The organism is Psychrobacter sp. SC65A.3 (assembly GCF_025642195.1).
Lineage (GTDB): Bacteria > Pseudomonadota > Gammaproteobacteria > Pseudomonadales > Moraxellaceae > Psychrobacter > Psychrobacter cryohalolentis.
Window position 1 is genome coordinate 1486268 of record NZ_CP106752.1, and the last position, 23839, is coordinate 1510106.

At 43.2% G+C, this 23839-nt stretch carries 22 protein-coding genes; 18 read left to right on the plus strand and 4 right to left on the minus strand.

Features of this window, described 5'->3' with window-relative positions; translation table 11 throughout:
• Nucleotides 1-61: 61 nt before the first annotated feature.
• Entirely contained in the window at nucleotides 62-2092 is a 2031-nt protein-coding gene (locus tag OEG80_RS06325; RefSeq protein WP_263242406.1) for an IucA/IucC family protein, read from the plus strand.
• Nucleotides 2093-2096: 4 nt separating this feature from the next.
• The gene (locus OEG80_RS06330) at nucleotides 2097-3359 is read left to right on the plus strand and encodes a type III PLP-dependent enzyme (RefSeq protein ID WP_263242477.1); all 1263 of its coding nucleotides are present in this window, start codon (nucleotides 2097-2099) and stop codon (nucleotides 3357-3359) included.
• Nucleotides 3360-4050: 691 nt separating this feature from the next.
• On the opposite strand, the gene OEG80_RS06335 is transcribed toward OEG80_RS06330, so the two are convergent.
• Both OEG80_RS06335 and OEG80_RS06340 read right to left on the minus strand, forming a co-directional pair.
• Complete coding sequence (locus OEG80_RS06335; RefSeq protein ID WP_149408305.1) at nucleotides 4051-4869, minus strand: DODA-type extradiol aromatic ring-opening family dioxygenase; 819 nt, start codon at nucleotides 4867-4869, stop codon at nucleotides 4051-4053.
• Between the two features lie 218 nt (nucleotides 4870-5087).
• Nucleotides 5088-5540 carry a DoxX family protein gene (locus OEG80_RS06340; RefSeq protein ID WP_263242408.1) on the minus strand — a complete coding sequence of 151 codons (453 nt, stop codon included), beginning with the start codon at nucleotides 5538-5540 and terminating at the stop codon, nucleotides 5088-5090.
• Between the two features lie 173 nt (nucleotides 5541-5713).
• Here OEG80_RS06340 and OEG80_RS06345 point away from each other — a divergent pair, with 173 nt between their 5' ends.
• Nucleotides 5714-6625 carry a LysR family transcriptional regulator gene (locus tag OEG80_RS06345; RefSeq protein ID WP_263242410.1) on the plus strand — a complete coding sequence of 304 codons (912 nt, stop codon included), beginning with the start codon at nucleotides 5714-5716 and terminating at the stop codon, nucleotides 6623-6625.
• Between the two features lie 96 nt (nucleotides 6626-6721).
• Here the strand turns inward: OEG80_RS06345 and OEG80_RS06350 are convergent, their stop codons facing one another.
• Nucleotides 6722-7639: a LysR family transcriptional regulator gene (locus OEG80_RS06350; protein ID WP_133104318.1), complete on the minus strand. Its 918-nt coding sequence runs from the start codon at nucleotides 7637-7639 to the stop codon at nucleotides 6722-6724.
• A gap of 187 nt (nucleotides 7640-7826) precedes the next feature.
• Between OEG80_RS06350 and OEG80_RS06355 the strand changes: the two genes are divergently transcribed.
• The 14 genes from OEG80_RS06355 to OEG80_RS06420 all read left to right on the plus strand — a co-directional run bounded on the left by OEG80_RS06355 (nucleotide 7827) and on the right by OEG80_RS06420 (nucleotide 22442).
• On the plus strand, nucleotides 7827-8999 hold the full coding sequence (locus OEG80_RS06355) for a muconate/chloromuconate family cycloisomerase (RefSeq protein ID WP_149408308.1): 1173 nt from the start codon (nucleotides 7827-7829) through the stop codon (nucleotides 8997-8999).
• A 42-nt stretch (nucleotides 9000-9041) separates the two neighbouring features.
• On the plus strand, nucleotides 9042-9332 hold the full coding sequence (gene catC, locus OEG80_RS06360; protein WP_011513602.1) for a muconolactone Delta-isomerase: 291 nt from the start codon (nucleotides 9042-9044) through the stop codon (nucleotides 9330-9332).
• A 99-nt stretch (nucleotides 9333-9431) separates the two neighbouring features.
• On the plus strand, nucleotides 9432-10355 hold the full coding sequence (gene catA, locus OEG80_RS06365) for a catechol 1,2-dioxygenase (protein WP_149408309.1): 924 nt from the start codon (nucleotides 9432-9434) through the stop codon (nucleotides 10353-10355).
• Between the two features lie 128 nt (nucleotides 10356-10483).
• Complete coding sequence (gene benA, locus OEG80_RS06370) at nucleotides 10484-11869, plus strand: benzoate 1,2-dioxygenase large subunit (protein WP_149408310.1); 1386 nt, start codon at nucleotides 10484-10486, stop codon at nucleotides 11867-11869.
• Between the two features lie 62 nt (nucleotides 11870-11931).
• Complete coding sequence (gene benB, locus OEG80_RS06375) at nucleotides 11932-12429, plus strand: benzoate 1,2-dioxygenase small subunit (protein ID WP_149408311.1); 498 nt, start codon at nucleotides 11932-11934, stop codon at nucleotides 12427-12429.
• 65 nt (nucleotides 12430-12494) lie between these two features.
• Complete coding sequence (benC, locus tag OEG80_RS06380; RefSeq protein WP_149408312.1) at nucleotides 12495-13511, plus strand: benzoate 1,2-dioxygenase electron transfer component BenC; 1017 nt, start codon at nucleotides 12495-12497, stop codon at nucleotides 13509-13511.
• 59 nt (nucleotides 13512-13570) lie between these two features.
• On the plus strand, nucleotides 13571-14350 hold the full coding sequence (locus tag OEG80_RS06385) for a 1,6-dihydroxycyclohexa-2,4-diene-1-carboxylate dehydrogenase (RefSeq protein ID WP_149408313.1): 780 nt from the start codon (nucleotides 13571-13573) through the stop codon (nucleotides 14348-14350).
• Between the two features lie 75 nt (nucleotides 14351-14425).
• Complete coding sequence (gene benE, locus OEG80_RS06390) at nucleotides 14426-15655, plus strand: benzoate/H(+) symporter BenE (RefSeq protein ID WP_263242414.1); 1230 nt, start codon at nucleotides 14426-14428, stop codon at nucleotides 15653-15655.
• A gap of 112 nt (nucleotides 15656-15767) precedes the next feature.
• Nucleotides 15768-16442, plus strand: coding sequence for a 3-oxoacid CoA-transferase subunit A (locus tag OEG80_RS06395; protein ID WP_149408315.1), 675 nt, complete (start codon nucleotides 15768-15770; stop codon nucleotides 16440-16442).
• Between the two features lie 59 nt (nucleotides 16443-16501).
• Nucleotides 16502-17161: a 3-oxoacid CoA-transferase subunit B gene (locus OEG80_RS06400; RefSeq protein WP_149408316.1), complete on the plus strand. Its 660-nt coding sequence runs from the start codon at nucleotides 16502-16504 to the stop codon at nucleotides 17159-17161.
• 50 nt (nucleotides 17162-17211) lie between these two features.
• Nucleotides 17212-18450: a 3-oxoadipyl-CoA thiolase gene (pcaF, locus tag OEG80_RS06405; protein WP_149408317.1), complete on the plus strand. Its 1239-nt coding sequence runs from the start codon at nucleotides 17212-17214 to the stop codon at nucleotides 18448-18450.
• A gap of 54 nt (nucleotides 18451-18504) precedes the next feature.
• Nucleotides 18505-19284: a 3-oxoadipate enol-lactonase gene (gene pcaD / locus OEG80_RS06410; protein WP_263242416.1), complete on the plus strand. Its 780-nt coding sequence runs from the start codon at nucleotides 18505-18507 to the stop codon at nucleotides 19282-19284.
• 80 nt (nucleotides 19285-19364) lie between these two features.
• Nucleotides 19365-20660 carry a M20 family metallopeptidase gene (locus OEG80_RS06415; RefSeq protein ID WP_149408319.1) on the plus strand — a complete coding sequence of 432 codons (1296 nt, stop codon included), beginning with the start codon at nucleotides 19365-19367 and terminating at the stop codon, nucleotides 20658-20660.
• Nucleotides 20661-21077: 417 nt separating this feature from the next.
• A complete protein-coding gene (locus OEG80_RS06420) occupies nucleotides 21078-22442 on the plus strand; it encodes an aromatic acid/H+ symport family MFS transporter (RefSeq protein WP_263242418.1) in 1365 nt (454 codons plus the stop codon).
• 30 nt (nucleotides 22443-22472) lie between these two features.
• On the opposite strand, the gene OEG80_RS06425 is transcribed toward OEG80_RS06420, so the two are convergent.
• Nucleotides 22473-23276, minus strand: coding sequence for an aspartate dehydrogenase (locus OEG80_RS06425; protein WP_410477349.1), 804 nt, complete (start codon nucleotides 23274-23276; stop codon nucleotides 22473-22475).
• A gap of 311 nt (nucleotides 23277-23587) precedes the next feature.
• Here OEG80_RS06425 and OEG80_RS06430 point away from each other — a divergent pair, with 311 nt between their 5' ends.
• Nucleotides 23588-23743 (plus strand): hypothetical protein, encoded by a 156-nt coding sequence (locus tag OEG80_RS06430; RefSeq protein WP_188004043.1) that lies wholly within the window; start codon nucleotides 23588-23590, stop codon nucleotides 23741-23743.
• The last annotated feature ends 96 nt before the right edge of the window (nucleotides 23744-23839 follow it).

A 23839-nucleotide genomic window follows, 5' to 3' on the forward strand; every position in this document is an offset into this window, starting at 1 on the left:
AGGGAACTACCAACAACAATCACTCTAAAACATCTAAAACATTAAAAAAAAGACATCACTTATGAAACCAAACTATTCACTATCAAACAACACGATACCAAATTTTCTACTACCCAGTAAAACAGTTGAAAGTACCCCAGTGCCAAGCCTGCTTTCGCAGTACCATCAGTATAAGTCTGAGCAGCATGCACTGACAAATATCATCAATTGTTATCTTCGTGAGTTTGCCATCCCCAATCAAGACCTAAGCATTGATGAGTCTGAGGACGACTTACCACTGTGTCTACGTGATAACCACGCCTGCCTAAGCACGCGCCTATTAACGATTCGATTTCCTGTCGCTAATGAGATCGCTTCTGCAAAAATCGTATTGCCAGTGGCGTATTTTAGTCATCTAGGCAAGTGCCAGCCAAGCGGAGCGCCTTGGCTAAAAGTGCGCGGTCAATCATGGGCGTGCCTCAACATTTATCAATTGGTCGATTATCTGCACAGTTATATTGCTACGCGTTATCAAATCGATATCAACCAAGAGCTAAAATACCAGATTGATAATAGCATCAGGGTGACAACCGCTTTTTTGCAGGCCTCTAGCAACCACGCTACTAACTACCATCACGATTTACAGCAAGATAAATCCACCGTTAATGGCTATATAGATAGCGAACAAGCATTGCTGTGGGGTCATGCGTATCATCCGTCGCCGAAAAGCCGGCAAGGGGTCGATATGACGTCTTTATTGGCGCACTCGCCCGAAACCCAAAGCCAATTTGCTCTGTTTTGGTTTAAGGTTGATTCCTCCCTCGTCAGCTATATTGGCAAAGACACCAAAACCTTACTGCGCAATATCGCTCACACCTTACTTGCTGACGCTGGCGACTTACTAGAGTCTATTAATTCAGATACTGATAGCGACACCGATTGGGTTTACTACCCTTGTCATCCGTGGGAAGCCGATGACATCTTGGCAAATCCGACCATCAAGCGGGCTGTCACATCAGGATATATGATACCGCTTGGTCTGACGGGTAAAGCAGTATCCCCAACCTCATCGGTGCGCACCTTATATCATCACCAGCTATCACATTTTATCAAATGCTCTATCCATGTTCGTCTGACCAATTGCATTCGCAAAAACGCTTGGTATGAGCTCCACAGTGCCGTTTATCTAAATAGCATTTTAGATAAAATTGATCACAGCAAGCGTCTGACTGCGCCAGCTTTTAAGCTGATGTTAGAGCCGGGGGCTGCCACCCTTGATATGAGCGCCAAATTCCCCGATGACGATTCCAGCTCGACTCAGTTTATTACCGAGTCCTTTGGCATGTTATTTCGAGAGTCATTTACGACGGATGAAATTAAATACCTAACGCCACAAGTTGCTGCGGCCTTATTTACAGAGGATAAATTCGGAGACAGCGTCATCGAGCGCCAGCTACAAAAACATTGCGTACACACTGGTCAACGTGATAACGAGTATTCATCTTATGACACTCTAGCCTGCTTATGGTTCAGCCGTTATGCAAATACTTTAATTGACGGCACGTTTGATTACTTTTTTAATCATGGCGTTGTTTTCGAGCCGCATTTACAAAACACGGTAATTGGCTTTCATCAAGGTCTGCCGACATGCGTCTGGATTCGAGATTTGGAAGGCACCAAGCTGGTTGATAGCCTGTGGTCACTTGCTGACGCGACTGGTTTATCCGAGCGCTGTAAACAATCCATACGCTATTCTAAAGCAGCAGGATGGTCACGTATTGCCTATTGCGTTTTTGTGAACAATCTTAGTGAGGCCATCTTTTATTTATGCCGAGGTGCGCAATCAGCAGAGATTTTAGAGGCGCGACTTTGGCAGCATGTCAAAGATATATTGATGAACTGGCAGCTGGTATATGGTACTCAGCCTGAAATTCAGGATTTGTTAGACGGCGGTAGCTTACCCAGCAAGACCAATTATAAAACTCGATTACTCACGCTTGCTGATAAACATTCCGCCTACGTGATGCTCCCTTGCCCGTGGCAGTCCTCTATGCTCAACGCCAATAAAGACAATATAAAAACTCATAAATTATCTGAATCAAAGGTTGCCTAAAATGATGACAAACGTGACAACAACACACTTAGTCGAAACCTCAGATAAGCATTCGCTTCCTCAAAAAATAATTGACTGTATCCATAATTATGGTGCGCAGCCGTCGCCGCTCTGTGCTTACATTTATGACTTGGAAGCTCTAGAAGAGCGTATAACAGCTATGAAGCGCTGCCTGCCTAATAACACGCAGCTGTTTTATGCCATAAAGGCCAATGCTGAGCCTAAGATACTATCAACCTTAGCAGAGCATGTAGATGGGTTTGAGGCCGCTTCTGCAGGCGAGCTCAATTGGCTACAAACCCACCAGCCAAACCACCCTATTATTTTTGGTGGACCGGGCAAGCTGACCTCAGACTTACAGCAAGCCATACAACAGCAAATCGATACCATTCATGTGGAGAGTCTGGTCGAGCTGACTCGAATCCAGATCTTAAGCCAATCCTTGCAGCTTCCCGTCCGTATATTTTTGCGGATGAATATTGATATTGGTGATATCGGCAGCAGTAAGCTGGTCATGGGCGGCAAGCCTACCCCCTTTGGGCTAGATGAAACCCATCTCAAGCAAGCGCTAGCTATCATCGACTCAAGCCCATTTATTGAATTTTGTGGGTTTCACTTTCACTTGATGTCGCATCAATTATCAGTCGAGCGCCATCTGCTATTAATGCAGCGCTATATGGAGATGGTCAAGAAATGGCAGCACGATTATCCGTCGTTGCCCTCAAACCTGACCATCAATGTGGGTGGCGGCATTGGTATTCACTATGATCAGCAGCCGCAGCATTTTGAGTGGGAAGTATTCTGTCAACAGCTTGCCAGCATTTTAACGGCAAATCCGCAGTTTACGGTCAGGTTTGAGATTGGACGTTTTATCACTGCGCCCTGTGGTTATTACGTCATGGAGGTACTGGATATCAAAAAAAATCTTGGCGAGACATTTGTGATTGGTCATGGCGGCACGCATCACTTTAGAACGCCCGCCGCGCAGCAGCACAATCATCCTTTTTTCATCATGCCGCGCCGCATGAGCCAAACACTGGAAACCGAACCGCAAGACAGTCTGATAGCGAAAGCCGCCATCACTGGCACTAAGGCAACCCTTGTCGGTCAGCTTTGTACGCCCAAAGACATACTGGCAAAAGATCAATGGATTGACGCGCTGCATATCGGCGATTACCTAGTTTTTACCTTAGCAGGCGCTTATGCTTGGAATATCTCTCACCAAAACTTCTTAATGCATCAGCCACCGAAAATGATTTTTTTATAAAAGGATAAGGCTAATTTAATATATAAAGAAAAATGTGCGTCTTTGTTAGGCACCGTTAATAATTAGGAAAGAAGGAAGCTGATTTCAGTGTGACAGTTCGGCAGGTAAGGTTGTGGCAAAAATAGAACCTCAAAGTCGTTGAATAAAGACTTATAAATACAAGAAAGCTGATGGTGCGCATAAGACCCATGAAAACCTATTAAACTTTAACCCATCTGCGCTTGAACAATTCTAGACAGATGATGTCACCTATATTCTTATCAAAGGCGGCTAGTGTTATCTAGCCGTGTTTAGGTTTGTATGCCTGTCGTGTGATGGGATTTGCCGTGTCAGACTCGCCTGATAGTATGCTGACCACTATAGACTGACTGTTGATTTTCGTGTGCTCAAAACCTCCTAACCATAACACTCATTTGCATTGATTTATGATCGATGCGCTATACAGGTATCGAACTACTCATTTTAGATATGGATTGCATGATTACGAAATCGATAGCATAGGTTATGATTAAGCAGTATGCCTAAAACCTCCCAAGTTGGTTTCTACCTGACTTACAGCGTAGACCACATAGCTGCGTTATGTATAAAAAACCCACTAAGCATCTACTGAGGAATTTTAGCGGGCTCTCATTAATTTTAGAAACATTTAGGTAGCTTGATTGATATTGAGGTTTGATAGAAGAATCTGAGCTTAGCCAAACCGAAAGGCTGATATCTGAGTGTTCATTACTTGCTGAGAATAGACCTTTTGCCCTTGATCTGTTCCTGCTGCGCCCGCGATAACCATCAGCGGGATCAAATGCTCTTCGCTTCCTAATAGATGAGACTCGATAGCATGGGGCGCTTTAGACCAATCACTAAGGGCTGCAAATCGCGCATCTTCATCGGCTGCAACCGTCTTAGTTAACCAATCATCAAATGCCACTGATGGAGCCGTGAATTTTTTATCGCCATAACCGCGCATATTATGAAAACTCATACCGCTGCCCACAATCAACACCCCTTCATCACGTAATGCCGCAATTGCTTTACCTGCCATTAAATGGGCTTCAGGATCAAGATCCTGACGTAGCGATAACTGCACTACTGGGATATCCGCATTAGGGAAGATGAGTTTCAACGGGATGAATACTCCATGATCAAAGCCTCTTGTAGCATCTTGTTTATTGCTTAAACCTGCATCAGTGAGCATATTACCTATCCGTTCAGCCAATACTGGCGCGCCCACTGCTGGATAAGTCAGCTGATAAGTATGCTCAGGGAACCCATAATAATCATAAATTAGATCAGGTTGCATACTAGTGGTGATACTAAACTCGGGTGTTTGCCAATGTGCGCTGATGATCAAAACAGCTTTGGGACACTGTGGCAAGCGACTTGAGATATTTTTTAAAAATTCAGCCATTTGATCCCAAGTATCAGCTGGCTGCCACTCCATAAAAAAACAAGGACCTGCACCGTGAGGTATAAATAATACTGGCTGCGTGGCTGAAATAGACTCATTATTCATTAGCTTCACTCCATTATCTTTACTAAATACTGCTAGGATGAACAGGCACAATTCTACTGGAATTCAGTGCTGTTAAATAATAATAAGCCACATGGAAGCATACTAAAGTCACAAGCCAGCGAACATCGCCTTCTTTATCTTATATATGTTGCCAGTTTTTAGTCCAATTGCCATTATTTAAGATGGACACTTACTATTAGCGAGTAAATGTGGATTTATTAAACATTATCTAGTTTTTCTGATAAAGCATTATCCATACTGAGATAACCGCCACCTTGTATTGCCAAAGCAATCAAAGCGACCATCAATACTAAGGCATACTCATAGCCACCATCAGCGACAAATAATCCATTACCGATATGTACAGAGAAGATGGCGACTAACATCGTAAATGCAGCAACTAATGCAGCTGGTCGTGTCAATAATCCTAATACTAAGGCAAGACCACCAAAGAACTCAGCACTCCCTGCCAATATTGCCATTAGGAAACCAGGTTCCATACCCATACTGCTTAACCACCCAGCCGTGCCAGCCAGCCCATTGCCACCAAACCAGCCAAATAACTTTTGTGAGCCATGAGCCATCAAAATCAAACCTACGGGTACACGAAGGATTAAAGCGGCAGCGCCCGCTTTAGATAGCAAAATTCTATTCAGTACTGACATTTTCATTGTTATTACTCCATTAGGTTTATTTTAGGAAGGGTATTTAATCCCTGGAATAACCATACTTTACTATCAACACAGTAAAAGAGTAAGATAGATAATATTGAGTAATTAACAACATATCATTGATAATTGTTTTAGCGTTGAATTTTGATGGTTAAATAGAAATAGGGCAAAATATGGATAGAATCGATGCGATGCGCGCCTTTGTGGCAGTGGTGACCGAAGGCAGCTTTAGTAATGCGGCAAATACCTTGCAGCTGTCACCGCAGTTGGTAAGCAAATATGTCTCTAAGTTGGAGGAGCAGCTAAATAGTCGCCTGCTTAATCGCACCACTCGTAAAGTCAGCCTTACCGAAGCTGGCAGTCATTACTTCGGACATGCACAACAGATTTTACTTAGCATTGATGATATGGAATCAAAATTAGGTGGTTTACAACAGAATCCCAAAGGCGTCTTAAGAATCAGTGCACCAGTATCGTTTGCCTTAAAACATATGGCTAAGTTAATCACTGACTTTCAGATACATTATCCATTGGTCAAGGTCGACCTACAATTGACTGATCGCAAAGTCGATATTGTCGAGGAGGGTTTCGATGTGGCCTTGCGTATCGGGCAGCTAAAAAGCTCGTCACTGATTGCTAAGAAGGTCGCACCCATTCGTGTGATGTTATGCGCCGCACCTGATTACCTGAACAAACATGGCACGCCAACTCAGCCTGAAGATATTGCCGAACACCGCTATTTGCATTACAGCTATATGAATATGGATGGTAAGGACGATATCTACCAATTATTAAAAGCAAAATACCTCAAGCAAGGTAGCGAGCTTCGTAGTAATAATGGTGATGTATTGGTGGACGCGGCTATTGCAGGCGCAGGTTTGGTATTACAGCCGACTTTTATTATCAGCGAAGCGCTTAGTAGTGGCAAACTAGTCATAGTGTTGCCAAAACTTGAGCCTGAGGCTTTGGGCTTATATGCAGTGTATGCCCATAGAAAATTGCTACCACATAAAGTGAGGTGTTTTATTGATTTTGTGGAAGGCTATTATGGCACGCCACCTTACTGGGACGAGTCAATACCTTAGCTTTTATTGGGCTTAACGGCAATGACTCGTTTATTGAACTAGCACTCGTAAATTTTCACGCATAGGTTTATATTCTATATTAACACTATGATGTATTCATATTTTCTCACGCTTATAATCAAACCCTTCTTCATCATAAATCTGATAAGTCACGTCTAACAATGTTTTTAACAATTCTGATTTGTCAAAATGTCTGACACTCATCACAATCGGTGAGGTTAAATGACCATCCTCAAATGGAATATAAGTCACTTCTTGACTACGCAGATGCTCAAGCGTCTTTGGCACAATAGTCAGGCCTTCACCTGCTGCTACTAACCCTAACGCAACATGTAACTCACGTACTTCAGTCAGATAATTGGCTTTTAAGTTACGGGCTTCAAACAATTCCAACACATAATCAATAAAGCTGGGACGCGGCGCTGTTGGATATAACAATAGATTTTCATTGGTTAAATCCATTAGATTGATGCTAGTACGATTCTCCTTTACGAGCACATGACTGACAGGAACTGCAACAACCAAACTCTCCTCTCTAAGGACCATTCTTCTGATAGAAGCATCTTCAAATAGTAGCCTGCCAAATCCTACGTCTATTTTACCATCTACCAATCCTTGCGTTTGCTGCCAAGAGTTTAACTCATATAACTTAATTTCTATATTTGGATAGACCTCTCTGAAGCGCGCAATCACTTTTGGCAATATGCCATATAATATCGATGATACAAAACCTATAGAGAGTGAGTTGTCAAAATTACCCTTACGAAAAGTCATAGCACGCAGATCATCTGATTTTTTTATTATCTGCAGCGCATGATCATAAAAAAACTCGCCAGCTTCCGTAAGCTTTAGAGGTCGATTGTCTCTATCAATCAGCGTGACGCCTATCTCTTCCTCCAATTGTTTTATCTGACGACTCAGTGGTGGTTGCGAAATAAACAAACGTTCTGCTGCCTTATTAAAACTTTTTTCCTCTGCCACCGCTACAAAGTAGCGTAAATGTCTCAATTCCATTGAATGTTATTCCTTGAGTGACCTATAAGCCTATCGATACCTAAAGAACATAACATGGTGCGGGTTGGTTATCAAAATACCTAAAAGGTATTAATAACAGACTAAATAGGTCTTAGACATGTCGTTATCCAGCAATTATAGTTCTTATTAAGCATAAGGAAGTAAGACTTATAAATTAAGGACAGATATGATTCGCTCAATTAACACCTTGCTAGTACCGATACCGACTATTCGAGAGCACAAGCTCGCTTGCACGGTCATGAGAGAACAAGTACTAGTCTTAGTACATATTCAAACAGAAGATGGCTATGAAGGTTGGGGCGAAGCGACCACCATTGGTGGTCTAAGCTACGCAGAAGAAAGCCCTCATAGTATCAAGACTAATATCGATACCTACTTTACGCCTCTTTTATTAAAAGAACAGCCTACTAGCACAGCGAAAGCCATGCAGCTGCTAAGTGTTCATGTTAATGGCAACCGTTTTGCAAAGTGTGCGATTGAAACTGCCCTACTCGATATCGAAGGCAAACGCCTAAACCTACCAGTAAGTGAGCTGATTGGTGGCCGTGTCCGCGATCGCATCGAAGTAGCATGGACGCTTGCTAGCGGCAATACAGCGACCGATATCGCAGAAGCTGAGCGCATGATTGAGCAAAAGCGCCATCGCATTTTTAAATTAAAAATCGGTAGCAATCCGATTATTGATGATGTTGCCCACGTATTGGCTATCAAAAAAGCGCTACCTGATTGCCGTATCACAGTTGATGTTAACCAAGCATGGACAGAACTTGAGGCAATGCAAGGTATTAGCTTATTACAAGCTGGCGGCGTTGAGTTAATAGAACAACCTATCTCAATGCGCAATAAAGCCGCACTAAAACGTTTAACCGAACATTTTGATGTAGCTATCATGGCGGATGAAATTGTCCAAGACCCTCAGAATGCTTTTACCTTAGCAGCAGATCATTGTGCCGACGTCTTTGCCGTGAAAATCAATCAAGCAGGCGGATTAAAAGCTGCTTGTCTTATTGGGCAAATGGCATATCTAGCAGGTATCGAGCTCTATGGTGGCACGATGCTTGAAGGTCCTATCGGTACGGCAGCATCAGCCCATGTATTCTCAACCTATCCCAGTTTAAATTTTGATACAGAACTGTTTGGTCCTTTGCTATTAACCGAAGACGTTTTAGTACAGCCTCTTGATTATCAAAATTTTGGCTTAAATGTACCTACAGGTGCAGGTCTTGGCATTGAAGTAGATAGCGATAAGGTCTATCACTATGCCAGACAAGCAATCAATAATTCACTTAAATCATCGAAGCCGCAATTTGCCACTAATGCTCAAACTGAAATACTGTAACAGCTAACAAAGTTACCTATCATTAAATATAAGGAAATAATTATGTTATATCACGTCAGAATGGATGTCTTAATCCCAACAGATATGGACGCCGACAAGGTCAACGAGCTTAAAGCAACTGAGAAAGCATTATCACAAAAGCTCCAAGAGCAAGGTAAATGGCGTCATATTTGGCGCATAGCCGGTCAGTACTCTAACTTCAGCATCTTTGATGTTGAGAGTAATGAAGAGCTACACGACATTATGATGTCATTACCGCTCTATCCGTACATGAAGGTTGAAGTGACACCATTGTTACGTCATCCATCATCTGTTCGTAGTGATGACAGCTAAAGCAAGCCAGTACAGCTGATATCAGAACCTATAAAAACTGAGTAAGAATACTCACTGCAATTACCCCTTAATAAAACAGTCCTCAACAAGGAGAGAGACATGGAACGCAGCCAAATTGAAGCATTAGCCACTCAGTTCATCAAAGGCAAAATCGACTTCCCTGAGCAAGTCAATCCACGCGTACAAGAGATTGTCTTGCGTATCGTGACCGACCTTATGCAAACCATTAACGACTTAAAAATCACTGCAGATGAATATTGGTCTGGCGTTGAGTTTATCGGTGATTTGGGCAAAGAAGCTGGTTTATTATCACCAGGCTTGGGTTTCGATCACTTCATGGATTTAATGATTGAAGAGGATTTAAAAGCAGCCGGTCTTGATGGCGGGACTGTACGTACTATTGAAGGTCCGCTCTATGTCGCTGGTGCGCCAGAAGAAAAGGGCTTTGCGCGTCTAGATGATGGCACTGACCTTGATAATGGCACCGTGCTATTTATGCAAGGCACTGTTTATGGTGAAGATGGAAAGCCTCTTCCAAACGCAAAAGTTGAAGTGTGGCATGCCAACAGCTTAGGTAACTACTCTTTCTTTGATGAATCACAGTCTCATTTCAACTTACGTCGTAGCATCATTACCGATGAAAACGGAAATTATGCATTCCGCAGCATCGTGCCGCTAGGTTACTCGGTACCACCAGAAGGAATGACGCAAAAAGTATTGGGCGCGCTAGGACGTCACGGTCATCGCCCAGCTCACATTCATTTCTTTGCCAGTGCTGATGGTCATCGCAAACTGACCACGCAGATTAACATCGATGGCGATGAGTACCTATGGGATGACTTTGCTTTTGCAAGCCGCGAAGGTTTGGTACCAGAGGTAACGATGGTCGAAGATGCGGACAAGCTAAAAGAAAAAGCGCTTGATAAGCCTTACGCAAGTATCGACTTTGACTTTCATTTAGTAAAAGACATTGACCAAGCTATACAAGGCAGCGAAGTAGAACGCCGCCGTGCTCAAGGTTAATGAGCACTCATATTAAATAGCATTCATTAATAACTATTAGCGACTTACGTTTGATATGTCCTCAGTTGTCGTATCAAACGTTAGCTTCTAATCTCATTTTATACCGTCATTATACAAGGAAGGCAGCCATGAGCGAGCGTATCAATCTAGTACCTGAAGGATCAGACATCACTATTGATGATTTTTTAGAAGACAACAGTGAAAAAGGGATTTATCGCCTGCATCGTAGCGCCTTCACTAACGAAGAGTTGTTCGAGCTTGAGATGAAGTACATCTTTGAAAACAATTGGGTATATTTGGCTCATGAGTCTCAAGTTCCTGATAACAACGACTACTACACCTCATACATTGGTCGTCAGCCTGTTATTCTTGCCCGCAATAAAGAAGGCGAGCTGCATTGCATGATTAACTCATGCTCACATCGTGGTGCACAGCTCTGCCGACATAAAAAAGGCAATAAAGCCACTTACACCTGCCCATTCCACGGTTGGACCTTTAACAACTCAGGTAAGCTGCTTAAAGTTAAAGACCCAAGACATGCAGGCTATCCAGAATGCTTCAATAAAGAAGGCTCACACGACCTAAAACAAGTGAAGATGGCCAATTATAAAGGCTTTATCTTTGCCAGCTTAAATGATGATGTTCAGTCAATCGAAGACTGGCTTGGCGGCTCTACCAAAATTCTTGACATGATTGTCAATCAGTCGCCAGAAGGTCTAGAAGTTCTACGCGGCACCTCAACCTACACCTTTGATGGTAACTGGAAACTGCAAGCTGAAAACGGTGCCGACGGCTATCACGTATCAGCCGTGCATTGGAACTACGCTGCGACAACTGCGCGCCGTAAAGAAACTGAAGCTGTCAAAGAAGACAATATCAAAGCCATGAACGCTGGCAAATGGGGTCGACAAGGCGGTGGGTTTTATTCTTTTGAAAACGGTCACATGCTGTTATGGACACAATGGGAAAACCCACAAGACCGTCCAAACTATGCTTATCGCGATGAGTATGTCGCCAGCTACGGTGAAGCCATGGCGGACTGGATGATTGGGCGCTCACGTAATTTATGCCTATATCCAAACGTCTACATCATGGATCAGTTCAGCTCACAAATTCGCATGCTCCGCCCTATCGCGGTTGACAAAACTGAAGTCAGTATCTGGTGTATCGCACCAAAAGGCGAAAGCGATGAGGCACGTGCACGCCGTATTCGTCAGTATGAAGATTTCTTTAACGTTACTGGTATGGCAACACCTGATGACTTAGAAGAGTTCCGCTCGTGTCAAGAAGGTTATAACGGTATCAAGCTTGAATGGAATGATATGTGCCGAGGCTCTGAGCATTGGATTCAAGGTGCAGATGAAGGCGCTGCCGCTATTGACCTCAAACCTTTGATGAGTGGTGTTAAGACTGAAGATGAAGGGCTATATACCGTCCAACATCGTTACTGGCATGAAGAGATGAAAAAAGCTCTAGAGCAAGAGCAGCAGCTACACGGTGCTAATAGCGACTAATACATTTTTATTATTACTCTGCTATTTATTGTAGAACTGACAAAAAAATAAGGATATCAATCATGAAAAATGCAACTGTTAACATTGAAGACATTAGACAGTTTCTATACCGTGAAGCGCGTTTATTGGATGAGAAAAAATGGGAAGAATGGCTCACTTATTACGATGAAGACTGCCCTTTCTGGATGCCAAGTTGGGATGATGATGGTCAGCTCATCAGCGACCCACAACGAGAAATCTCGCTGATTTATTATCCGGATCGCCGTGGTCTTGAAGATCGTATCTTCCGCATCGAGACTGAGCGCTCATCAGCGACCATACCTGATACGCGTACCACGCACAATTTATCGAATATTGAACTACTCGAAGACAATGACGGTATTGTGAAGGTGCGTTTCAACTGGATCAACAAGTCCTTTCGCTATCACGAGACCAATACCTATTGGGGTTACTCTCAGTACAAAATAGACATGACTCAAGACCAACCAAAAATTTTGGATAAGTATGTGGTCTTAAAAGACGACTATGTGCATCAAATCATGGACGTCTATCACGTCTAATCATTATTCACTCATTATTTAGCCACTAGCTTTTAATTAATACGTGTTGAAAAGGGATATTTCTCATGGAATATAATATTGCTCTACAGTTCGAAGACGGCGTCACAGGCTTCATCAAATGTGAAGCCGACGAAACCGTCGCCGAAGCCGCTTATCGTCAAAAATTCAATATCCCTGTGGATTGCCTTGATGGTGCTTGCGGTACTTGCCGTTGCCACTGTGAATCTGGCAGCTACGACATGCACCCTGATATGTATATCGAAGATGCATTGACAGAAGCTGAAGCTGCTGAAGGTTATGTCCTCACCTGTCAGATGATTCCTGAGAGCGACTGCGTGATCAAGGTGCCCAGCTCCTCTGAAGCCTGTAAAGTTGGTAAATCTACTTTTAAAGGCAAATTACAACAACTCAATGTGTTGTCTGAATCTACCATTCATTTTGGTGTCGAAGTGGACAACTCAGACGCTTTGGTATTTCTTCCGGGTCAATACGTCAACATCCGTATTCCTGATACTGATGAAACACGCTCTTACTCGTTTAGCTCCGTGCCAAGCGCTAAGCAAGCTGAATTTGTCGTCCGCAATATTCCTAACGGCAAAATGAGCACCTTTTTATCTGATACTGCGACTATAGGTCAAGAGATTAATTTTGAGGGTCCATTTGGTAGCTTTTACCTGCGCCCTCTAATCCGCCCGACTCTATTTCTAGCAGGCGGTACCGGTATCGCGCCTTTTTTATCGATGCTAAAAAGTTTAGAGGTGTCTGGTGCTCATCATCCTGTCAGGATGGTCTACGGCGTCACCAACGATTTTGATCTTATAGAAGTTGAGAAACTAGAAGAAGTCAAACAAAACCACCCTTGGTTTGACTACCGCACCTGTGTCGCCACTGAAGACAGCCAGCATGAGCGTAAAGGCTATGTTACCGGTCATGTTGATAATGAGTGGCTGAACGATGGTGACGTCGATGTCTACTTGTGTGGTCCGTTAGGGATGGTGGATGCGGTGAGTAACTGGTTAGACAGCAGCAATCTAAAACCGAGTAATTTTTACTATGAAAAATTCACGCCCAGTGAACAATAACGTAGCCTAGCCGTATTACTCTACTAGCAAAGCATGAGCAAGATTTTTAGGAGACTGTCATGAGTAAAAGATTTGATAATAAAGTATGTATCGTTACTGGTGCCGCCCAAGGCATCGGACGCGGAGTCGCTTTACGTTTGGCAAGTGAGGGCGGAAAAATCGTCATGGCAGACTTTTCTCCATTAGTAGAAGAGGTGCTAGCTGAAATCATTACTGATGGCGGAGAGGCCGTTACCATTCAAGCTGACCTTGAAACCCATCAAGGTGCTAAAGAGGCTATTGATAAGGCACTTGATAGCTATGGGCGCATAGATATATTAGTCAACAATGTCGGCGGCGCAATATGGATGAAACCTTTTACCAGCTTTTCTGAAGCAGAAATCCAAAAGGAAATCAGCCGCTCATTATTTCCAACATTATGGTGTTGCCATGCGGTATTACCAACCATGGTCAAACAGCAGTCAGGCACTATTGTTAATGTGTCCTCTATTGCTACTCGCGGTATCAACCGCATACCCTACTCGACAGCAAAAGGTGGCGTGAACGCCATGACCGCATCGCTCGCTTTTGAATATGCAAACGATGGCATCCGTGTGAATGCAGTAGCAACTGGCGGTACTGAAGCCCCGACTAGAAAAATTCCTCGTAATGCCAATCCTTTAACTGCCGATGAAAAACGCTGGATGGATGCCGTGGTTGACCAAACCATTGATCGTACCTTTATGAAACGCTACGGCACAATCGATGAGCAAGTGAACGCTATCGCTTTTTTAGCGTCTGATGAGTCTTCTTATATCACTGGTAGTACTATTCCTGTGGGCGGTGGCGACGAAGGATAACAATAAATCTGCCAATTAGTAGCATGCATCTTAATTTGCAACCCCGTAACGAATGCTAATTTGCAAGGAAGCAATATGGCCTCTGTAATCCAAACCTTAAAAAACGACTGGTCGCTCTCCGCATCGGTTGCAGGGTTCTTAGCGGTTCTGATTTCTTATGCTGGTCCTTTAATTATTTTTTTTCAGGCCGCACAAGCCGCGCAAGTATCAGATGCCATGATGGCGTCTTGGATTTGGGGGGTCTCCATCGGTGCTGCCATTCCCGGTATTTATTTATCTATTAAATATAAAACACCGGTTATCACGGCATGGTCCGCACCTGGTACCGCTCTACTGGTTACCCTATTTCCACAGATGAGTATCAATGAAGCCGTTGCTGGTTATATCATCTCAGCCATTGTGATATTTATTGTTGGGGTGACCGGTTACTTTGACAAAATTCTAAGAGGGATTCCTAACGGTATCGCCGCTGGCATGATGGCAGGCATCTTATTTCAGTTCGGCTTAGAATTATTTGTCGCAACTGACACGATGCCATTTATTGTTTTTAGTATGTTGGCTTGCTACCTATTCGCTAAACGCTTATCACCACGCTACACGATGATCTGGGTACTACTGTGTGGCGTCATCTTAAGTATCTTACTTGGCAAAATGAACCCTGTCGATTTTAATTTAGCCATTACTATACCCACTTTTATTGCCCCTGAATGGTCGTGGAACTCAACGTTTAACCTCGCTATACCACTCATCCTTGTGAGCTTAACAGGTCAATTCTTACCCGGTATGGCTATTTTAAATCTAAGTGGCTATGACACGCCAGCCAAACCTATCGTTGCTGTTTCTAGTATCGCCTCCTTAGCTGTTGCTTGTGTCGGCGGTATTACTATTGTACTTGCTGCCATCACTGCCGCGCTGTGTACTGGTAAAGATGCTCATGAGATAAAAGAGAAACGCTATATTGCAGGCGTCGCCAATGGCATTTTCTATTTATTTGGCGGTTTATTTGCTGGCAGTATTGTGATGGTATTTAGCTTACTTCCAAAAGAGCTTGTCGCGGCACTAGCCGGTCTTGCATTAATCGGTGCCATTTCTGCCAATATTACGCTCGCTATGAAAGACGATGATCAAAGAGACTCTGCCTTAATTACATTTTTGGCCACTGCATCGGGTATGAGCTTTTTGGGATTAAGCTCTGTATTTTGGGGCATTCTTATCGGCATGATTGCTCATCACATCCTAACCAAAAAACGCCTATTACCCACATTATCAACCTCATTAAAGAGCGCTAATGATGAAGCCAATTAAGAGTGGCGCTCTTACGACAAAACTTAAGTAGTCTCAGAGCAATGACTCAACCTGTGCACCGCTTATCAACCTTAAAGACATTACCTCATATGAATTTTTATAGGATATAGACATGATTAATAAAGCTGATAAAAGCATCTCTGACGTACTCAGTCAAATTAAAGATGGCGCTACCATTATGATTGGTGGTTTTGGTACTGCAGGTCAGCCTGCTGAGCTAATTGATGGCCTGATCAACTTGGGTATTAAAGACTTAGTTATCATCAATAACAATGCCGGCAATGGCGACCATGGTCTTGCCAAACTCTTAAAAACGGGTGCTGTGCGTAAAATCATTTGCTCTTTTCCGCGCCAGTCCGACTCTTGGGTATTTGATGAGCTTTATCATGCTGGCAAGATTGAACTTGAGCTAGTACCACAAGGGAATTTGGCTTGCCGCATTCAAGCAGCTGGTATGGGACTCGGTGCGGTATATACGCCCACAGGCTTTGGTACCTTACTGGCAGAAGACAAAGAGACTCGTAATATCGATGGCAAAGACTTCGTTCTTGAATATCCGATCAAGGCTGATTTTGCTTTAATTAAAGCCGATAAAGGCGATCGTTGGGGCAACTTGGTGTACCGCAAGTCTGCCCGTAACTTTGGTCCAATCATGGCAATGGCAGCTGACGTGACTATTGCTCAAGTCTCTGAAACGGTTGAGCTTGGCGCGCTTGATCCTGAGCACGTTATTACGCCGGGTATCTTTGTACAGCATGTGGTGCACATTCAGCCTGCTAGCACTTAATCTACTAGCCCTGCTACTACAGCCACCGCTTAATACTGCCAACTATAAGGAGCGTCATCATGAACCATACTTCCTACACTGTTTTGACCCGCGATCAAATCGCCGAGCGCGCTGCACAAGATATTCCAGATGGCGCCTATGTCAATTTAGGCATCGGACTACCGACCAAAATTGCCCAATACCTACCGGATGATAAAGATGTATTTTTGCATTCAGAAAACGGCTTACTAGCTTTTGGACCCCCACCTACCAAAGGTAAGGAAGACCCTGAGCTGATTAATGCCGGAAAAGAGTATGTCACCATGCTCGATGGCGGTAGCTTCTTTCATCATGGCGACTCCTTTGCCATGATGCGTGGTGGTCATATCGACATTTGCGTATTGGGCGCGTTTCAAGTTGCTGAAAACGGCGATTTGGCCAACTGGAGCACGGGTGCGCCAGATGCAATACCTGCTGTTGGCGGCGCTATGGACTTAGCCGTCGGTGCCAAAAAAGTCTTTGTGATGACCAATCACACGACCAAAACTGGCGAGCCTAAAATCGTCAGCGAGCTTACCTACCCTGTGACTGGCAAAAATTGTGTGGATCGTATTTATACTGATCTCTGCATCATCGATGTGACTGATAAAGGTATGGTCGTCACGGAGATAGTTGACAACTTAAGCTTTAAAGACTTACAAACATTGACGGGTTCGACGCTAATTGACGCTACTAAATAAAAAGCCCACTTAATCAAAGCCTAGAACAATCAAAACTTAGGATAATCGCCATGATCGATTCAACCACTGGTTTAAACAACGCTTATATTATTGATGCCATTCGCACCCCTTTTGGACGCTACGGCGGCGGTCTAGCACCAGTACGTGCCGATGACTTAGGTGCTATACCTATCAAGGCGCTAATCGAACGTAATGCCAATGTCGATTGGGTAAAAGTAGATGACGTTATTTACGGCTGTGCTAATCAGAGCGGTGAAGACAATCGCAACGTCGGGCGTATGTCGTCGTTACTAGCTGGCCTACCTTATCAAGTGCCTGCCACTACCGTGAATCGCTTATGCGGCTCGTCTATGGATGCGTTAGCGATAGCGGCGCGCGCGATTAAAGCGGGTGAAGCCAACCTTATTATTGCAGGTGGCGTTGAGAGTATGAGCCGTGCGCCATTGGTAATGAGCAAGTCAGATCAAGCGTTTGGTCGTAGTCAAAAGCTCGAAGATACCACGATGGGCTGGCGCTTTATCAATCCAAATCTTGATGAGCTATATGGCACGGAGACCATGCCACAAACCGCCGAAAATGTCGCAGAGCAGTTCAATGTCAATCGCGCTGACCAAGATGCATTTGCATTACGTAGCCAACAACGTACCGCAGCGGCGCAAGAGGCAGGATTTTTCAACGATGAGATTACTCCTGTCAGCATCCCGCAGCGTAAAGGTGATCCTGTCAGCGTCGATACTGATGAGCACCCTCGTGCTGATACCACACTTGAGAAGTTGACCAAGCTGCGCCCTATCATCACCGCAGATGGCACCGTGACGGCTGGCAATGCATCAGGTATCAATGATGGCGCAGCGGCTTTTTTAGTAGCATCAGAGCAAGCCGTTAAAGAGTTTAATCTAAAGCCGCGTGCACGTATTGTGGCCTCAACTACGGTAGGCGTTGAGCCACGTATTATGGGCTTTGCTCCCGCACCAGCGATGAAAAAGCTGCTTAAGCAAACTGGACTGTCACTTGATGAGATGGATGTCATTGAATTAAACGAGGCTTTTGCCGCTCAAGCTCTCGCCTGTACGCGTGACTTAGGATTATCTGATGATAGCGAGCGCGTCAACCCTAATGGCGGTGCGATTGCCCTTGGTCACCCGCTTGGCGCCTCAGGCGCACGTTTGATTTTAACCGCTCTCAATCAACTTGAGAAAACAGGTAAGCGTTATGCCATCTGCTCAATGTGTATCGGCGTAGGACAAGGTATCGCGATGATTATTGAGCGGGTTAATTATCAAGCGTGATCCTCATCTCTACATATGCCTTCAACATTTTAGTCCTAAAAAAGGATGCTTAGTATGCCCATATTTGACAATCAAGAAATAGCTCTAAATTACGCCACGTTTGGTGATAGCAGCAATCCTGCTCTGATATTTTCCAACTCCTTAGGTACCAGCTATCATATGTGGCAGCCACAAATCGATGCCTTGCAGCACGATTATTTTATTATCTGCTACGACACCCGTGGCCATGGTAAGTCTTCTGCACCAACAGGTCCTTATAGTTTGGATCAGCTTGGGCAAGACGTCATTAACTTGCTGGATTACTTGAATATTGATAAAGCATTTTTTTGTGGCATCTCTATGGGCGGTATGACTGGTCAATGGTTGGCTATTAATCACCCCAACCGCTTTCATCACTTAATGCTATGCAATACCGCCGCGAAGATTGGTAATGAGGCGGCATGGGTAGATCGTGCGCAATTGGTACGTGAGCAAGGTCTAGAGCCTATCGCCACTACAGCTGCCTCGCGTTGGTTCACAGCAAGATTTATCGATAACCATCCTGATGTAGTTAAAGCATTATCTGACGCTCTCGCAGCTGGCAGTAGTGAGGGTTATGCCAGCTGCTGTGAGGCATTATCTGTCGCTGATACTCGCGAGCAGTTAAAGAATATCCGCGTGCCAGTCACAGTGCTTGCAGGATCTGAAGATCCAGTAACAACAGTTGCCGATGGTCAATATATGGTCGATCATATACCTAACGCTAAGCTGGCTACTATCGATGCCTCGCATATCTCGAATATTGAACAGCCTGAAGCATTCAATAAACTCGTGCGACAATATTTAAATATTTAATAGCGCTATTGGTCACTAAAATTATCACATGAGCATATCAAAGCAATAACAAGGAAGTACCATCAAACAAGGAAGACAGTATGAAACGATCATTATTATCATTGGTTATCGGTATTTTTGCTTTTAGCACATTTAGTGCTCATGCCAACATCAATATCGATAAAGAAGTTAAAAGTATTGAAAAAAAGGTGATTGAATGGCGTCGGGATATTCACAAACATCCCGAATTGAGCAATAGAGAAACTCGTACTGCCGCTCTTGTTGCCAAGCATCTAAAATCACTAGGTATGCAGGTCGAAACTGATATAGCGCATACAGGTGTTGTTGGTTTTTTGAAGGGAGCTAAACCTGGCCCTACAGTGATGCTACGTGCAGACATGGACGCATTACCCGTTACCGAAAAAGCAGATGTGCCTTTTAAATCAACCATTGTGACTAAGTATATGGGTGAAGACGTTGGGGTCATGCATGCCTGCGGACACGATACTCATGTTGCTATGCTAATGGGAACGGCTGAAGTACTAGCTGCGGTTAAAAATGAATTGCACGGCAATATCATGTTTGTATTTCAACCTGCCGAAGAAGGTGCCCCTGAAGGTGAAGAAGGCGGTGCTGAGCTCATGCTGAAGCAAGGCATTTTTAAAAAGTATAAGCCTGAGGTTGCGTTTGGATTGCATGTTATGTCGAGCTTAAATAGTGGCCAAATTGGCTACCGAAGCGGCCCTATTATGGCGAGTGCTGATACCTTTGATATAACAGTAAACGGTAAACAAACTCATGGCTCAGCGCCCTGGAATGGGGTCGATCCTATTTCAACTGCGGCGCAAATCGTTACCGGTGTTAATCACATAGTGAGCCGTCAGATTGATATTACTAAAGAGCCCGCTATTGTCTCATTCGGTAAAATAGGTGGCGGTGTACGCGATAATATTATTCCAGATAGTGTCAATATGATTGGTACTATTCGTAACTTTGATATGGATAATCGCGACCAAATTTTTGATAAGATGAAAACCACGGCCACTCATATAGCAATGGCATCAGGCGCTAAAGCTGACGTCAAAATCAATAAAGGTTATCCAGTTACGATTAATGACCCAGCCCTTACCGCGCAAATGTTACCGACGCTCAAAAACGTAGCAGGTAAAGACAATGTACTTGAGGTGCCTAAACTAACGGCATCTGAAGATTTCTCATTTTATGCCCAAGAAATACCTAGTTTATTTTTCTTTTTAGGCGGCACTCCAGTAGGACAAGACGTTAGCAAAGCGCCGTATAATCATTCCCCATACTTTTATGTAGATGAATCATCATTCAAAGTTGGTACTAGAGCGCTTAGCCAATTAGCAATAGATTATTTGGCTATGAAAAAATAACTTTCTAAAAGAGCGATATCTATTGGTATGAGCACTTGCTTAAATCAATAATTAAAGTCGTTATTTTATCTCTTACAACCGATATAATTTAATAAAAATCGAAACAGCTCATATATTTAAAAGACATATGAGCTGTTTTTTCATCTACCTCTTAAGAAGCATTCTCTCTTAGCAACAAGCGCATAAAATTCAGAAAAACAGATATCTAAAGGTTTATTAGTTGTTTAGACATTATTTTAGTAAAAATACACTTTTTTATTCAAGCCATCTACTCGTACTTGTACTTTCTAATCTGCCATAAGATCAAAATCCATACCTTATAGGTATATATTTATACTTAGATAGTTTTTGACTTGATCATCAGAAAACAATAACTTGTTAGATACTTATAAGGATATTACCCATGGAGAAAAACGAATGGAATCACCAACCTTAAACATCAATAAAGTTATTGATGAAGCCAAATTTGCTCCTTTTCATTGGAAGGTGCTGTTTTGGTGTCTATTGATCATTATCTTTGATGGTTATGATCTCATCATTTATGGAGTGGCCCTACCGTTACTCATGGAAGAATGGTCATTGACCGCGGTACAAGCAGGCTTTCTTGCCAGCGCAGCACTTTTTGGCATGATGTTTGGTGCCATGATTTTTGGTACTTTGTCTGATAAAATCGGTCGAAAAAAGACCATCATGATATGCGTCGGTCTATTCAGTAGCTTTACCTTTTTCGGTGCTTTTGCTAATGGTCCGATGCAGTTTGCAGCTTTACGCTTCATTGCTGGTCTTGGTATCGGCGGCGTGATGCCGATTTGTGTGGCGCTGACCTCTGAATACGCCCCAAAGCGTATTCGTAGTACTCTAGTCGCTATTATGTTTAGTGGTTACGCGATCGGCGGTATGGCATCAGCATTATTGGGATCGTTTTTGGTGGTAGATTACGGTTGGGAGATTATGTTTTATATTGCAGGCATTCCTACCTTACTCTTACCAATCATTTGGAAAATGCTGCCTGAATCCTTGATGTATTTGGTCAAAGAAAAAAGACATGATGAAGCCAAAAAAATCGTCCGCAAACTTGCACCACAAGAGACTATCACAGCCTCTACTGACTTAATCTTAGATGAGCCAACCAAAGGCGATGACGCTCCTATCAAAGCGTTATTCCTAAAAAATAGAGGTTTTACCACCATCATGTTTTGGGTAGCTTTCTTTATGTGCTTGTTGATGGTATATGCTCTCGCCAGCTGGTTACCAAAGCTTATGATTCAAGCAGGTTATTCACTAGGCGCTAGTATGCTGTTCTTATTTGCGCTCAATATTGGCGGTATGGTCGGTGCTATTGGTGGCGGTGTGCTAGCCGATAGATTCCATCTAAAGCCTGTATTAACCGTTATGTTTGTCGCTGGTGCAGCCGCGTTGATATTACTTGGCTACAATAGCCCTCAAGTGGTGCTATATACCCTAATCGCGATTGCAGGTGCTACTACTATCGGCTCACAGATTCTGCTCTATACCTTTGTTGCTCAGTATTATCCGACTGCTGTACGTACGACAGCTATGGGCTGGGCATCGGGTATCGGTCGCATTGGTGCTATCGTAGGTCCTATCTTGACTGGGGCGCTACTCACGCTCGAGCTTAGCCACCAAACGAACTTCTTATTTATCGCCATACCAGGAATAATTGCAGCCGTTGCTATTTTCTTAGTAAACCTTAATGCAGCCGTAGATAGTAAAAAAATTCAAGAAAAACCAGTCACTTTAGACACACCTATAGCGACCTAAATTTGATTTCGACTCTATTTTAATCATACTTTATATTTGTATAACCTGATCAATCTGGCAGCATAAACGCAAGGCACTAAATGCTGCTAGACTTGAGGTTTTAGGATTTTCGACCAATGGCAGTCCAGCCATGCTAATCTCAAGCTTACCGAATACCCCTTTCGCCATTATATGATGAATATTGTACTCAAGCGTTGGATCAGCAATTAACTCTACGGTTGTATCATCAAGGCCAACGCCTGCAATCGCAATCGTAGCGGCAACGTTTGAATTATCAGGGAATAAAGCAGCCGCTTCTCTAGCGGTACCCGTAAAAAACACAGTAGGTTCCACTAAATTATCGTAGTCAATAAGCCGATCTGCATGGCTTCCTTTCCAGCTCGATGGGTGCTTCTTACCTTGATAAACCACATCACTGAGTCCTGCGAAACTTGCAGCGTGTATGCCATCAATTCCAGCCACTGCACCCGCTAAGATATGAATTTTCACACCATTCGCTTCTGCAGTATCAGCAAGCGATATAGCAAACTTCTCATCAGTAAAAGCGCCGACAGATACAATCCCAAGTGGGATGCTCTTTTCCAATATTTTAATAGCATGTTCTTTGAGCCCATTCTGACCCGACATCTCAACTGCTAAATCAGGAGTTTCTATCAAATCGTCTACCGAAGTAATCACATCTATAGACTCGCCTAGTTCAGTTTTTATAATCTCTGCGCTTCTGGTGCTTACCAATACTGTTGAGAGGACAATGTTTTTAGGCAACATCTCATGTACTTTTCTTGCCATAGATCCATAGCCTATAAACATCACGTTTTTCATACTTACTCCCATTTATTACTTTTTATATTTTTTCGCTTAGGCTATATAGTCTTGTGCTATTTTCATTCATCTGCCCAAATATAGATTAAATATATTTTTTTAAAGCAATGATATTAATTGATGACATACCCTAAGACAATAACAAAACACTTTTATGCTGTTATTGGCTCTATATTCAATAGTAGCCATCATTCTGACTATGTGTTGCAAGCTGGGCTGCAAGTGGTACAGTAAAGAGGTATAGGCAATAGCTTTAAGGTAGTTTTTAGGATAGAAATTTTAATTCTATTCAAAGGGATTTTATTCAAAGGAGCTGAACACCAATGAGTATAACTAAACAGGCATCCATTCATATTCGTTGTGATGGTGAATCTACCACATTACCTTCTATTTTAAATAATGCCTATCCTATGCGCCCATACTCTTTTACTACACGCTTAGTAAACTGGATATTAGCATCTGTAGATTGGAATGATTAATTAACTTGAGTGATTGCTCAAATATATCTTGAACATTTATTTTAGTCCAGTTAAGATGATCATTGCTATATAAATTACTCCTACTTATAAAACACT

Bases quoted from the DNA above. Each gene is read 5' to 3' on its own strand.
- OEG80_RS06325 (WP_263242406.1), top strand. From the start codon at position 62: ATGAAACCAAACTATTCACTATCAAACAACACGATACCAAATTTTCTA.
- OEG80_RS06330 (WP_263242477.1), top strand. From the start codon at position 2,097: ATGACAAACGTGACAACAACACACTTAGTCGAAACCTCAGATAAGCAT.
- OEG80_RS06335 (WP_149408305.1), bottom strand. From the start codon at position 4,869: ATGAATAATGAGTCTATTTCAGCCACGCAGCCAGTATTATTTATACCT.
- OEG80_RS06340 (WP_263242408.1), bottom strand. From the start codon at position 5,540: ATGAAAATGTCAGTACTGAATAGAATTTTGCTATCTAAAGCGGGCGCT.
- OEG80_RS06345 (WP_263242410.1), top strand. From the start codon at position 5,714: ATGGATAGAATCGATGCGATGCGCGCCTTTGTGGCAGTGGTGACCGAA.
- OEG80_RS06350 (WP_133104318.1), bottom strand. From the start codon at position 7,639: ATGGAATTGAGACATTTACGCTACTTTGTAGCGGTGGCAGAGGAAAAA.
- OEG80_RS06355 (WP_149408308.1), top strand. From the start codon at position 7,827: ATGATTCGCTCAATTAACACCTTGCTAGTACCGATACCGACTATTCGA.
- catC (WP_011513602.1), top strand. From the start codon at position 9,042: ATGTTATATCACGTCAGAATGGATGTCTTAATCCCAACAGATATGGAC.
- catA (WP_149408309.1), top strand. From the start codon at position 9,432: ATGGAACGCAGCCAAATTGAAGCATTAGCCACTCAGTTCATCAAAGGC.
- benA (WP_149408310.1), top strand. From the start codon at position 10,484: ATGAGCGAGCGTATCAATCTAGTACCTGAAGGATCAGACATCACTATT.
- benB (WP_149408311.1), top strand. From the start codon at position 11,932: ATGAAAAATGCAACTGTTAACATTGAAGACATTAGACAGTTTCTATAC.
- benC (WP_149408312.1), top strand. From the start codon at position 12,495: ATGGAATATAATATTGCTCTACAGTTCGAAGACGGCGTCACAGGCTTC.
- OEG80_RS06385 (WP_149408313.1), top strand. From the start codon at position 13,571: ATGAGTAAAAGATTTGATAATAAAGTATGTATCGTTACTGGTGCCGCC.
- benE (WP_263242414.1), top strand. From the start codon at position 14,426: ATGGCCTCTGTAATCCAAACCTTAAAAAACGACTGGTCGCTCTCCGCA.
- OEG80_RS06395 (WP_149408315.1), top strand. From the start codon at position 15,768: ATGATTAATAAAGCTGATAAAAGCATCTCTGACGTACTCAGTCAAATT.
- OEG80_RS06400 (WP_149408316.1), top strand. From the start codon at position 16,502: ATGAACCATACTTCCTACACTGTTTTGACCCGCGATCAAATCGCCGAG.
- pcaF (WP_149408317.1), top strand. From the start codon at position 17,212: ATGATCGATTCAACCACTGGTTTAAACAACGCTTATATTATTGATGCC.
- pcaD (WP_263242416.1), top strand. From the start codon at position 18,505: ATGCCCATATTTGACAATCAAGAAATAGCTCTAAATTACGCCACGTTT.
- OEG80_RS06415 (WP_149408319.1), top strand. From the start codon at position 19,365: ATGAAACGATCATTATTATCATTGGTTATCGGTATTTTTGCTTTTAGC.
- OEG80_RS06420 (WP_263242418.1), top strand. From the start codon at position 21,078: ATGGAATCACCAACCTTAAACATCAATAAAGTTATTGATGAAGCCAAA.
- OEG80_RS06425 (WP_410477349.1), bottom strand. From the start codon at position 23,276: ATGGGAGTAAGTATGAAAAACGTGATGTTTATAGGCTATGGATCTATG.
- OEG80_RS06430 (WP_188004043.1), top strand. From the start codon at position 23,588: ATGAGTATAACTAAACAGGCATCCATTCATATTCGTTGTGATGGTGAA.